This is a genomic window from Bacillus sp. PS196 (assembly GCF_037963555.1).
GTDB lineage: Bacteria > Bacillota > Bacilli > Bacillales > Bacillaceae > Bacillus > Bacillus subtilis.
The window spans coordinates 820,095-833,135 of the sequence record NZ_CP150159.1; the positions used below are offsets into that span (position 1 = coordinate 820,095).

12 protein-coding genes are annotated in these 13,041 nt (G+C 44.7%); 7 read left to right on the forward strand and 5 right to left on the reverse strand.

Going from position 1 to position 13,041, the window contains the following annotated elements; genetic code table 11:
* Positions 1–1,950, reverse strand: coding sequence for a lipoteichoic acid synthase (gene ltaS, locus NST79_RS04265; RefSeq protein WP_003233694.1), 1,950 nt, complete (start codon positions 1,948–1,950; stop codon positions 1–3).
* Between the two features lie 100 nt (positions 1,951–2,050).
* Between ltaS and NST79_RS04270 the strand changes: the two genes are divergently transcribed.
* From NST79_RS04270 to NST79_RS04280, 3 genes are all read left to right on the forward strand, one after another.
* Positions 2,051–2,188 (forward strand): hypothetical protein, encoded by a 138-nt coding sequence (locus tag NST79_RS04270; RefSeq protein ID WP_010886442.1) that lies wholly within the window; start codon positions 2,051–2,053, stop codon positions 2,186–2,188.
* An 18-nt stretch (positions 2,189–2,206) separates the two neighbouring features.
* Positions 2,207–2,599, forward strand: coding sequence for a DUF1992 domain-containing protein (locus NST79_RS04275; protein WP_003233692.1), 393 nt, complete (start codon positions 2,207–2,209; stop codon positions 2,597–2,599).
* A gap of 124 nt (positions 2,600–2,723) precedes the next feature.
* A complete protein-coding gene (locus tag NST79_RS04280; protein ID WP_015252561.1) occupies positions 2,724–4,139 on the forward strand; it encodes a sodium:alanine symporter family protein in 1,416 nt (471 codons plus the stop codon).
* On the opposite strand, the gene NST79_RS04285 is transcribed toward NST79_RS04280, so the two are convergent.
* The 4 genes from NST79_RS04285 to NST79_RS04300 are packed head-to-tail and all read right to left on the reverse strand — an operon-like array spanning position 4,136 to position 8,113.
* A complete protein-coding gene (locus NST79_RS04285) occupies positions 4,136–5,212 on the reverse strand; it encodes an endospore germination permease (protein ID WP_212059939.1) in 1,077 nt (358 codons plus the stop codon). The two genes, NST79_RS04280 and NST79_RS04285, sit on opposite strands and share 4 nt — an antisense overlap.
* Positions 5,213–5,235: 23 nt before the next feature.
* Positions 5,236–5,436, reverse strand: coding sequence for a hypothetical protein (locus tag NST79_RS04290; RefSeq protein WP_003233686.1), 201 nt, complete (start codon positions 5,434–5,436; stop codon positions 5,236–5,238).
* A gap of 15 nt (positions 5,437–5,451) precedes the next feature.
* Positions 5,452–6,606: a Ger(x)C family spore germination protein gene (locus NST79_RS04295; protein WP_003243672.1), complete on the reverse strand. Its 1,155-nt coding sequence runs from the start codon at positions 6,604–6,606 to the stop codon at positions 5,452–5,454.
* Positions 6,587–8,113 (reverse strand): spore germination protein, encoded by a 1,527-nt coding sequence (locus NST79_RS04300; RefSeq protein ID WP_212059937.1) that lies wholly within the window; start codon positions 8,111–8,113, stop codon positions 6,587–6,589. Before NST79_RS04300 ends, NST79_RS04295 begins: the two co-directional genes overlap by 20 nt.
* Before the next feature lie 192 nt (positions 8,114–8,305).
* Here NST79_RS04300 and treP point away from each other — a divergent pair, with 192 nt between their 5' ends.
* From treP to NST79_RS04320, 4 genes are all read left to right on the forward strand, one after another.
* Entirely contained in the window at positions 8,306–9,718 is a 1,413-nt protein-coding gene (gene treP, locus NST79_RS04305) for a PTS system trehalose-specific EIIBC component (protein ID WP_212059934.1), read from the forward strand.
* A 70-nt stretch (positions 9,719–9,788) separates the two neighbouring features.
* A complete protein-coding gene (treC, locus tag NST79_RS04310) occupies positions 9,789–11,474 on the forward strand; it encodes an alpha,alpha-phosphotrehalase (RefSeq protein ID WP_212059931.1) in 1,686 nt (561 codons plus the stop codon).
* Between the two features lie 20 nt (positions 11,475–11,494).
* The gene (gene treR, locus NST79_RS04315; protein WP_003233679.1) at positions 11,495–12,211 is read left to right on the forward strand and encodes a trehalose operon repressor; all 717 of its coding nucleotides are present in this window, start codon (positions 11,495–11,497) and stop codon (positions 12,209–12,211) included.
* Positions 12,212–12,350: 139 nt separating this feature from the next.
* The gene (locus tag NST79_RS04320; RefSeq protein WP_003243096.1) at positions 12,351–13,016 is read left to right on the forward strand and encodes an NAD(P)H-dependent oxidoreductase; all 666 of its coding nucleotides are present in this window, start codon (positions 12,351–12,353) and stop codon (positions 13,014–13,016) included.
* Positions 13,017–13,041 lie beyond the last annotated feature (25 nt).

Sequence of the window (13,041 nt, forward strand, 5' to 3'; positions counted from 1 at the left end):
TTATTTATCTTCGTTATCCTTTGACGTTTCGGAAGAATCTTCGTCATGTTTTGTGTAATCATAATCGGAAGGATTCACCTTCTTAAAACCTTTCGGCTCGTAGAACCGCAGCAGGTCTCCGTTTATGATTTTATCGGACATTTCAAGTTCCTTCTTGACGAGCGAGTCTTCTGACTTGTCGACTTCGGATTCATCGAGTTCTTTTCCGGTTTTCGTGTCGTAATACTTACCGGATATTTTCGTGTACTTCGGTGAAATAAAGTCTCCGTTTCGGAACGGAATCACTTCACGGTGTTCTTTCGATAAAATATCAGAACCGGACATCAGATAGTCCTTCGTATCCACTCCGAGCAGATGCAGAATGGTAGGAGCCACATCAACGTCTCCGGCATATTTATGAACTTTCTCGCCCTTCACGCCGGCAGCGTGGATAAAGAGCGGCACCCGTTGAAGCTGGGCGTTGTCGTAATCAGTGATTTCATCCTTGCCAAGCACTTTCGCCATCGCTTTATTGTGGTTTTCAGAGATGCCGTAGTGGTCTCCGTACATCACAATAATCGATTTATCATATAACCCGTCTTTTTTCAGATCATTGAAGAATTGTTCAATGGACTGATCAAGGTAATGGGCTGACTGGAAGTAGTTATCGACGACAGAGTCACCAAAGTCTCCAGCCGGGAAGTCTGTATCCCCCTCATCCATTCCGAATGGGAAGTGGTTAGACAGGGTAATGAACTTCGTATAGAACGGCTGCGGCAGGCTTTCCAGCAGCGGCATTGATTCTTTGAAGAACGGTTTGTCTTTCATGCCGTAGTTTTTCGTGTTTTCTTCGTTCATGTCATAGTAAGCAGAATCAAAGAATTTATCAATGCCTTCCGCCTTGTACATTTCGTTACGGTTCCAGAACGTCTGCGTGTTCCCGTGGAAAGTAGCAGATGTGTAATTCTTAGACTTCAGAATCGCCGGAACGGATTGCAGCGTGTTTTGCGCTTTGTTTACGAAAACTGAACCTTGAGCCAGCGGGTACAGAGAGTTTTCCATCATAAATTCAGCATCAGATGTTTTACCTTGTCCCGTTTGGTGGAAAAAGTTATCAAAGTAGAACGTTTCGTTATCATGTGCCAGTTTATTTAAGAATGGTGTCACTTCTTTGCCGTCAATTTTATAGTCGATGATAAATGACTGCAAAGATTCAAGTGAAACGTAAATGACGTTTTTTCCTTCCGCTTTGCCGAAATACACGTTATTCGGCACATCGTAATTGGCTTTCATGTAGTTTTCTACTTCCGTTACGTCGCTGGAATCGGCAAGCGCGCGCTGGCTGTTGGACTTGATATTCTGTACAGCGTCATAAATCGTGAAATTGTATGTTCCCAAGTATTTCACAAGATAGTTCCGGTCGAATGATCTTGTCAGCAATTCAGGACGGTCTGATTCCGCAACTGCCAGGTTGATCAAGAACACAAGAATTGAAGACGCAAAAATAATTCGGAACGATTTTTTGCTTGACGTTTCGGCAGGCTTGTTTACTTTGATCGCCAAGATGATCAGGATGATCGTATCGATAAAGTAAAAGGCGTCAGTCGGTCTCATCAGCGAAAATGCGCTGTCACCGAGTTGGCCGCCGTTTGTTTTAGCCTGCATAATGACCGGAATTGTAATAAAATCATTGAAAAATCTGTAGTACACAATGTTGGCGTACAGTAAAAAAGACATTAAAAAATGAATCACTATAATGGCTGTCTGCTGTAATTTTTTCTTGAACAAGAGTCCAAAGCCAAGAAAGAACAAGCTTGAGCTAAGAGGATTCACAAAAAGCAATATTTTTTGTATCGTGTTGTCTATTCCTAAGTTGAAGTTCAGGACATAACCGACATACGTTTTGATCCATAACAGGACGACCGCAATTAAGAAGAAGGCCAGTCCTCTTTCTTTTATAAATGTTTTCATTGTTACACTCCTTTTTTCCGATCCAGTTCGAGCGAAACGATAGAAAAAACGAACGTATCCAATATAACACGAATCAGCAGATTAGAAAAGTGAAAATCGTATGAGGGAGAAAGTGGCGAAAAACGCCGTCGAATCAACGTTTCGCTTTGATATTACCAAATGTAAAACAAGGTATCTTTCTAGAAATAAAGGAATAAAATGGTACATTGAGAATTGTATGATAAAATATAAGGTATAGATAAAAAGAGGTGAAATGATGGATTTTTCCCATATTGTGTCTGAAGATAAAATTAAGCGCGCCATCAAAGACGGGGACTTTCAAAACCTCCCGGGAATGGGGAAGCCGCTGCCGAAGGATGACGCGGCACACTTGCCGGAATCGCTGCGCATGGGCTATCGTATTTTGAAAAACGCGGGAATGGCAGAGGACGAGGGCGCGCTCAAAAAAGAGCTTATGACCATCGACCATTTAATCGAAAAGTGCTATGACGAAAAAGAACGCGAGCAATTAATCAGAAAAAAATCTGAAAAGCAATTGCTGCTTGATAAGCTTGTCGACAAAAAAGGCATGTTTTCAAAGCCAGCATCCGCTTTTTATAAGAATAAAGTATATGATCGGCTTGGACGAAACAGACCTTCTTCCAGCTGATTGGTCTGATCTGCAGGATGGCGATTGATAAAAGCCATCCTTTTTATGTTCCAAGTTCTATGTCAAAAGGTTTATGTTTTTCCATCTATGGGAAATGACCCATAAACGAAAAAAGGGTGATGGGATGGAACGACTATTAGTATGGATAGAGCATATATCTGATTGGCTGTGGGGCCCGCCGCTAATCATCCTGCTGACGGGGACGGGGTTGTATTTCACTATTTTGCTGAAAGGTTTTCAATTTCGCTATCCTTTATACATTTTCAAACAGACAATCGGCAGCGTAGGAAAAAAGCCGAAGGGAGAAGGCACAGTCACACCGCTTCAGGCATTGACCTCAGCCCTCAGTTCAACGATCGGTGCAGCGAACATTGTCGGTGTGCCCGCCGCTATTATGTTTGGAGGGCCAGGAGCGGTTTTTTGGATGTGGCTTATTGCCTTATTTGCCATGGCGATTAAGTTTTCTGAAAGTGTTCTTGCTGTTCATTACAGAGAAAAAAATGAGCAGGGTGAATACGTCGGGGGACCGATGTATTACATAACAAAAGGGCTGCGCATGAAATGGCTCGGCGTATTCTTCTCTGTTGCGCTGATTGTGGAGCTGATTCCCAGCATTATGGTTCAGGGAAATTCGGTTTCAGTCTCGCTTGCCGAGACGTTTTCTTTCAATAAAATATACGCAGGAATCGGAATTGCATTTTTGATTGGGTTAGTGGTGATAGGAGGGGTAAAGCGGATCGGAAAAGTAACAGAGTTTGTCGTGCCTCTTATGGCAGGGGCATACGCAGGTGCCGGTCTCCTGATTGTTCTCATGAATCTATCATCAGTGCCGGCGTTTTTCTCTCTCGTTTTTTCAAATGCGTTTACCTCTTCTTCAGCAGTTGGAGGGTTCGCAGGTGCTGCGTTGGCGGAAACCGTTCGCTGGGGATTTGCCCGCGGGCTGTATTCTAATGAAGCCGGAATGGGAACAGCCCCGATTGCACATGCGGCAGCAATGACTGATCATCCTGTGCGGCAAGGGTTTTGGTCTGTGATCGGCATTGTCATTGACACCTTGATCATCTGCACGACCACCGCTTTTGTCGTTCTTGCATCTGGTGTCTGGACAGGGAAGAACGCCTCAATTGACCCGGCAGCACTGACGACGGCTGCATTTCAGCATTATTTCGGTTCTGGCGGAGGGTACTTCGTTTCGGTTTCCCTAGTCTTCTTTGTCGTATCAACCATTATGGTTGTCATTTTTTACGGCGTAAAGCAAGCTGAATTTCTGTTCGGGCGGCTGGCAGGACACGTGATTAAATTCGTATATTTAGCGGCTATTATCATAGGTGCCGCAGGCGGAGCAAAAGCCATTTGGGGCTTTTTGGACTTAGCATTGGCTTTTATTCTCGTTCCAAATGTGATTGCGCTGTTGTTATTGAGCAGAAAGGTAAAAGCGCTGTACACCGAATTCTTTACATCTGAACAGTACTACCTGAAAGATATAAGAAAAACAAAACAGAATCCTGTTTATCAAACAAAAGAAGCTAAAAATTCCTAGTGCTTTGCTTTGGCGCCGAACAAAGCTTTGCTTTTTATGATCAAATAAATGAGTAAAGGCAGCAAAATAGAAATCACTACATTAATGATTGGTTTGATTCTGTTAAAGTCGATTAGCTGATTTGTATTTAAAAAGAACCAAAAGCCGCATACGACTGAGAACATGCCGGTTGGTGTATACATGGCTTTCGGGTCGATTTTTGAGTGTAAAAACGAAAGGCCGTATACCACGATATATAGGGAACCTGCTATCTTCACCATAATGACCGGAATCCAAAAAGCCGCGATGATCAGGTCTGAGCGATCCAGAAAATCCGTAATGCGGATCTGCCTGATGACCATATAAGCAGGATCAAAGAAAGTAGATGTCAGGTTGGGACCAAAGACAGAAATTGAAGAAAATAACATCACGGCCAACAATAAAGCGCCCAGCAGTATCGCGAAAATGGTGTATTTTAGCGGGACGCTCCGGTTTGAGAAGAGAAGCGGAAGGATAATCAATTCCCCCATTGTCCCAAACGCGTAATAGCCTGATTGAAGGTATGGGATTAGACCTTCAAAAACAGGCGTCAAGTTTTGAAGCTCAATTTGTGTGGCCAGCGTAAATGGAAGGAATAAGACCAGGATGCCGAATGGAAATAGGAATATCTGCGCCATTCTGGTCAATGTTTCTTTTCCCTCTCTGGCAATACAGATCGCCACAAAGATAATAACACCGCCAAAAACAGCCATTGGTGTTCTCGGGAGAAATAAAATGTTAATCAAATTGATGAAAAAACGTATATCATGAGCATTGATTAACAGGAAATACAAAGAAAACAGTAAAATGATAATCCGGCCTGCGATTGGTGAGGAATCGCTCAGCAGCTCATAGATATTTTTATCCTGATGCTTTTTCATCAGCCTATGCATGAGCCAGAGTGCCGGAATCACGATGACAACGCCGAGGATGTAGCTGTGCCAGGCATTTTGTTTTGCTGATTCGATCATGAGAATCGGAGCATGCTTTAATCCGACTGCTAACGTATACAGAGCTCCGAAAAATAATCCTTGGTATGCAGAGGTCTTGTCCATAAAGCACATCCTTTCTGTCATGTTCAAAACGGAATATATTTAAACAGGTGCCCCAGCCGCGGAAGCAGGGGATTCACTCTCATATAAATCCATAGAAAAGCACTTCCTGCAATCAGCAGGCTGAAGGCCCATTTTGTTAGATTGTTAGCGGAACGAAAATTCTTCCATTCATATGCGTATATGGCAATGCACACAATCAATGTCTGTACGATATAGCTGATCATGCTGACGCACCTCCATTAATGGCTGATCGTTTTGTATAGGACACCGCCCTGCTCAATCGTCACAATTGGGACGACGTGAACCTCCATATCTTTATATACCTCTTCCCATTCCTTTTTCAGCAGATTCTTCGTGGTTGCCGTGCTTCTGATGGTCCTGTCTTGAAAGCCGGCCGGGTCCGCCTTTAACTTTTGCAAACGATGAACGGTGCTGATCACATCCTTCTTTATGGTTCTGTTTAGTGCTTTTTGAATGATGTAATACTGGTCATTTTCTCTCGTCTCATAGGTTGATTGGTTTTCCATAATAATTCCTTTGGCTCTGATCTCGATTGTCATTGACAGCTTTCCGTTTTTTTCAGCGGCATGAAAGGATGCATTGGACTTTTGAAGCTGAATGGATGCTTGCCCCATTTGATTCGGCAGGTCTACTATGAATTCTGGCTGGCGGGCTTGATTCAGCAACATCAGGGCTGCTGTCATGTGTTCATCTTTGAAAATATCCATCAATCTGTCCTTTTTAAAGATCGCAAGCCCGTCAATTTTCAAATTAGATTTGCCTTTCCCTCCAGGTTTTGTTTTAGATGCAGAGATGACCGGTGCATACGGATCACTGCCTATTTCTACTAGATCAGACATGAATCTGCTTAAGAAAACGGGGCGGCTCGTTGCGATAATGGCCAGCTCCCGAATCATTTCCGCCGGAAATTGTTCAAGCTGAACATCGGTATTTAAAATGTCCCGCGCTTCTCCCCGGCTGACTAAAATGAGCGCCGTTAATCTGTTCTGCGGATTTCGCGTTAAAATATCAAAGACTGGGGCAACGCCGTCTCTCGCCATATCCTCTCCAATAATGACTGTACGTCTGTGGGACGTATTGATTGTCCGTGACAAGGAGGTTTGCAGCTTGTTGTTCGCTTCTCTGATCGTAGTGCCGGAAGCTGAATCAACATACCATGTTTTTGAACCGGCAGTTCCGCCGCCGCCCCCTGTTTGTCCGCCTAATTGGCCGACCAAGGGAATCTGCATGGCCACTCGATACTGATCTTTTTTCTTATCAATGGCTGAGCTGACAACAAATGCAATGTCATTGATTTCTGTCCGGTCCCAGCACCCCGTTAGAAGGATACAAATGAGAAGCGGCAAAACACACTTATATATTGTTTTCTTCATCTTTTGGGTCCTCTCTTTTCGCCCCCTTCTGTCCGTTGCCGCGCGAATACGTGCCCGGCCTTCTGGTCATCGTCCACCAAGGCGCCCTGACAAAAATATCTTTTACTTCATCTCGTTTAAACGGAGAAATCCCGGATAAATAAGGAATGCCGAAAGATTGCAGCTTGCATAAATGAAGCACTAAGATAATCGTGCCGAGCATAATGCCGAATATCCCAAAAATACTCGCCAAAAACATAAGCGGGAAACGAAGCATCCTGATGGAGATAGCTAAGTTAAACCGCGGAATTGTAAAAGACGCGATCCCTGTTAACGATACGATGATCACCATGGGGGCAGAAACAATTCCCGCTTCAACAGCTGCTGTCCCAATGACTAGGGCCCCGAGAATACTGACGGTCTGGCCGATGGTTTTCGGCAGGCGCACTCCCGCCTCACGGAGAGCCTCAAAAGAAATTTCCATAATCAATGCTTCTATGATGGCGGGGAAAGGAATCGGTTCACGCGCAGAGGCCACACTGAACATTAAGTTTGTCGGCATTAAGTCCTGATGGTATGTAATAACGGCAACATAAATAGCCGGCAAATATAAAGCAACGAATAAAAACATATAGCGAAGCCAGCGGATTAAGTTAGACATCAAATAACGCTCATAGTAATCTTCACTGGCCTGCATAAGCTGCCAAAACGTAATCGGGCCTGTTAAGACAAAGGGCGTATTATCTGTGAAAATGGCAAATCGGCCTTCGAGAAGCTGGGCGGCGACGGTGTCCGGCCTTTCTGTGTATTGCAGCTGGGGGAATGGCGAGTACGTGTCGTCTTCGATAAATTCTTCAATATATCCGCTTTCTAAGACAGCATCAATCTTTATCTTTTTGATTCTTTTTTTTGCTTTGTCAATGACCTTTGGATCGGCAAGCCCGTCAATATAGGCCAAGACAACATCGGTTTTGGTTTTCGTGCCGATTTTAAACGAGATCATTTTAAGCTGAAACGTTTTGACGCGAAAGCGCACAAGAGCGGTATTGACCCTGCCCTCTCTTGACCCTCTGATGGTCGATTCTGTTATCGGCTCTTCAATGCTTCTTCTTTGTCCGCCTTTTATATTTAAGATCAGCCCTTTTGAGTGCCCGTCGGCAAATAAAACCGCGTTCCCCTCAATGATGGATGCAGCCACTTTGCTCATAATCGTTTCTATTGCAACACTTGAAATTGATAGAGTATTTTGCAGCGCCTCTTCATGTTCATTTATTTGTTCCGTCAAATGCATTAAGAAAGGGCGGAGGGCGTGATCCTGAATATGTTCAGATTTTACAATTCCTTCGATATAAACAATAAATCCGCACAGCCCGTTTCCAAAGTCAAATTGTCTAAATACGATGTCTGAGCAGCCTTCTGTTAATAAGGTCAGATTTTCGAGGTTTTCCTTCAAATTGGGAGAGATCGGTCTGTCCTGATTGTCTTCAAGCTCTTTGATGAGCTGAAGCGCTTTGTCGCGTTTATTCATAGAGGCTCACCCTGCTTTTTAATGTCATATTCAACAAGTGCTTGTGACTTTTAGGGTAACCTTGTCTGTTTCATATATTCCAGACTAGGATGAAAGCGCTATAAAAAAGTGTTGACTACCTGTATATACAGGAATACAATATGATTATAATTTGTATATACAAGTTATAAAAACGGATACGGAGGGGTTGGCATGGGGGAACTGAACAAATCGGCACGTCAGATTGTCGAAGCAGTCGGCGGTGCTGAAAATATTGCAGCGGCAACTCATTGTGTTACACGTTTGCGTTTTGCTTTAATAGATGAAAGCAAGGTTGACCAAGAGATGCTTGATCAAATTGATGTGGTAAAGGGATCATTCTCGACAAACGGACAGTTTCAGGTCGTAATCGGCCAGGGAACTGTCAATAAAGTATATGCTGAACTGGTTAAGGAAACGGGGATTGGCGAGTCAACAAAGGATGAAGTGAAGAAGGCCTCAGAAAAAAATATGAATCCTTTGCAGCGTGCTGTGAAAACGCTTGCAGATATTTTTATTCCAATATTGCCTGCGATTGTCACGGCGGGTCTTTTAATGGGGATCAATAACATTTTAACGGCGGAAGGCATTTTCTTCAGCACAAAATCGATTGTGCAGGTTTATCCGCAGTGGGCGGATCTTGCTAATATGATTAACCTGATTGCAGGCACGGCCTTTACGTTTTTGCCTGCGTTAATCGGATGGTCTGCCGTCAAGCGGTTCGGCGGCAATCCGCTTCTCGGCATTGTGCTCGGGGTTATGCTCGTGCATCCTGATTTGCTGAATGCGTGGGGATATGGCGCGGCAGAACAAAGCGGAGAGATCCCGGTATGGAATCTATTCGGCCTAGAGGTGCAGAAAGTCGGCTATCAGGGCCAGGTGCTCCCAATTTTGCTCGCTTCTTATATGCTGGCGAAGATTGAGGTATTTTTAACAAAACGCACACCTGAGGGCATACAGCTGCTCGTTGTCGCACCAATTACGCTTCTCTTAACGGGATTTGCCTCTTTTATCATTATCGGCCCGATTACATTTGCGATCGGTAATGTACTGACTTCAGGGCTTATCTCGGTGTTTGGTTCTTTTGCCGCACTGGGCGGTCTGTTATATGGCGGTTTCTACTCAGCGCTCGTGATTACCGGTATGCATCACACGTTTCTTGCAGTCGACCTGCAGCTCATCGGTTCAAAGCTCGGCGGCACCTTTTTATGGCCGATGCTGGCGCTTTCTAATATCGCACAAGGTTCGGCGGCTCTGGCCATGATGTTTATCGTGAAGGATGAGAAACAAAAAGGCCTCTCCCTCACATCAGGGATTTCTGCTTATCTTGGCATTACAGAGCCTGCCATCTTTGGGGTGAATCTGCGATACAGATTCCCGTTTATCATTGCAATGGTCAGCTCTGGCCTGGCCGGAATGTATATTTCTTCTCAAGGTGTGCTGGCAAGCTCCGTTGGTGTCGGCGGCGTGCCGGGGATTTTCTCAATCATGAGCCAGCACTGGGGCGCGTTTGCAATCGGGATGGCTATTGTATTGATCGTGCCGTTTGCCGGAACATACGCGTATGCGAGATTCAAACATAAATAACAAATGGGGAGCGGGACGTGTTGAACGTTCCCTTTTCCCATTTTCAATTTAAATATGGTGGTGGAGACAGATGAAAACAGAACAAACGCCATGGTGGAAAAAAGCTGTGGTTTATCAAATTTATCCGAAAAGCTTTAACGATACGACGGGAAACGGTGTCGGCGATTTGAACGGCATTATTGAAAAGCTGGATTACTTAAAAACACTTCAGGTGGATGTGCTTTGGCTGACGCCGATTTATGATTCTCCCCAGCATGATAATGGGTACGATATTCGTGATTATTACTCGATTTATCCTGAATACGGAACGATGGAGGATTTTGAGCGGCTAGTGTCCGAAGCACATAAAAGAGACCTGAAAATCGTCATGGATCTTGTTGTCAATCATACGTCAACAGAGCACAAATGGTTTCGCGAGGCGATCTCTTCAATAGACAGCCCGTATCGTGATTTTTATATATGGAAAAACCCGCAGGAAAACGGTTCTGTTCCGACGAACTGGGAATCGAAATTCGGCGGCTCGGCATGGGAGCTTGACGAAGCATCGGGCCAATACTATTTGCATCTGTTTGATGTGACACAGGCTGATTTGAATTGGGAAAATGAAGAGGTCAGAAAGCATGTCTATGACATGATGCATTTTTGGTTTGAAAAGGGAATAGACGGCTTTAGGCTTGATGTCATCAACCTGATTTCTAAAGATCAGCGCTTTCCGAATGCGGAGGAAGGCGACGGCCGCTCTTTTTACACTGACGGGCCGCGGGTGCACGAATTTCTGCATGAAATGAACGAAAAGGTGTTTTCGCATTACGACAGCATGACGGTCGGTGAGATGTCTTCAACAACCGTAGACCACTGCATCCGGTATACGAATCCTGACAATAAAGAACTTGATATGACATTCAGCTTCCATCATCTCAAGGTTGACTATCCTAACGGCGAAAAATGGGCCTTGGCGCCGTTTGATTTTTTGAAGCTGAAGGAGATCCTATCTGACTGGCAAACGGGGATGCACGCAGGAGGAGGATGGAACGCTCTGTTCTGGTGCAATCATGATCAGCCGCGCGTTGTATCAAGATATGGAGATGATGGCGCATATAGGGTGAAATCGGCGAAAATGCTGGCTACGGCCATTCATATGATGCAGGGCACGCCTTATATTTATCAGGGCGAGGAGCTGGGGATGACGAATCCGAAGTTCACTGACATCAGCTCCTATCGGGATGTCGAATCGCTGAACATGTATCACGCCTTTAAGGAAAAAGGAATGGCTGATCAAGATATTACAGCCATTTTGCAGGCGAAATCCCGTGACAATTCCAGAACCCCCGTTCAGTGGGATGCTACGGAAAATGGCGGTTTTACAACGGGCACACCATGGATACCGGTTGCAGGAAATTACCGGGAAATCAATGCTGAAGCGGCGCTGAGGGATCAGAATTCGGTGTTTTACCATTATCAAAAATTGATTCAGATTCGCAAAATGTATGACATTGTGACAGAGGGTACGTATGAGATAATCGCAAAGGATGACCCGAACATTTTTGCGTATCTCAGACACGGCAGCAATGAAAAGCTGCTCGTGATCAATAATTTTTACGGGACAGAGGCGGCCTTTACACTGCCGGACTCTTTAGCGCCTGACGAATGGAAGGCAGAGGTGCTGTTGACGAACGATGAAGCAAGGGGAGGGCTTCAGAACATGACGCTTCGCCCGTATGAGTCCATTGTTTATCGTTTAACGAAACCGTGTTAAACTAAGCTGGGTGGTCCATAATGAAGGTGAATAAATTCATCACAATTTATAAAGACATCGCACAGCAAATTGAAGGCGGCCGATGGAAAGCGGAGGAGATTCTTCCGTCTGAACATGAGTTGACCGCACAGTACGGTACATCAAGAGAAACGGTCCGAAAGGCGCTTCATATGCTCGCGCAAAACGGTTATATCCAGAAAATCAGGGGAAAAGGCTCCGTCGTGCTCAATCGTGAAAAAATGCAGTTTCCCGTTTCGGGCCTTGTCAGCTTCAAGGAGCTCGCGCAAACGCTTGGCAAAGAAACGAAAACAACTGTACACAAATTCGGGCTGGAGCCTCCGTCAGAGCTGATCCAAAAACAGCTCCGGGCCAATCTGGATGACGACATCTGGGAAGTCATCAGGTCTAGAAAGATTGACGGGGAACATGTGATTTTGGACAAGGATTACTTTTTCAGAAAGCATGTCCCTCACCTGACGAAAGAAATTTGTGAAAACTCCATATATGAATATATAGAAGGAGAGCTCGGTCTTTCGATCAGTTACGCCCAAAAAGAAATTGTCGCCGAGCCGTGTACGGACGAGGACAGAGAGCTGCTCGATTTACGCGGCTATGACCATATGGTCGTGGTGAGAAACTACGTCTTTTTGGAGGATACCAGTTTGTTTCAATATACGGAAAGCAGACACCGTCTCGACAAATTCCGATTTGTTGATTTTGCGCGGCGGGGGAAATGAGAGAGGCGCCTGCCTGCGGCAGCGCGCTTTTTTGTTTGGTATCAAAATTGATACTATCCAACAAAAATGTGCGTACTTTTACTTTTTATCATAATGGCTACAATAGAGATGAGAGTAATCTAAAGGAGAGGTGTTTTACATGGCAGATCTAAAGACACAAATTCTGGATGCATACAATTTCAGGCATGCGACTAAGGAATTTGACCCGAATAAAAAAGTGTCAGACAGCGATTTTGAATTTATTTTAGAAACAGGAAGACTGTCTCCGAGCTCACTCGGCCTTGAGCCTTGGAAATTTGTCGTCGTCCAAAATCCGGAGTTCCGCGAGAAGCTTCGTGAATACACATGGGGCGCGCAAAAGCAGCTGCCGACCGCAAGCCATTTCGTCCTGATTCTTGCGCGTACAGCGAAGGATATCAAATATAATGCGGACTACATCAAACGTCATTTAAAAGAAGTAAAACAAATGCCTCAAGACGTGTACGAAGGCTATTTAAGCAAAACAGAAGAATTCCAGAAAAACGATTTGCATTTGCTTGAAAGTGACAGAACATTGTTTGACTGGGCATCAAAACAAACCTATATCGCGCTTGGCAACATGATGACTGCCGCTGCGCAAATCGGTGTTGATTCCTGCCCGATAGAAGGCTTCCAGTACGATCACATTCACCGTATTCTTGAAGAAGAAGGCCTTCTGGAAAACGGAAGCTTCGATATTTCTGTGATGGTGGCATTTGGCTACCGAGTGAGAGACCCTCGTCCGAAAACAAGATCTGCTGTTGAAGATGTTGTGAAGTGGGTATAAAAAAGAAAGCTGCTCGCTTAGCGAG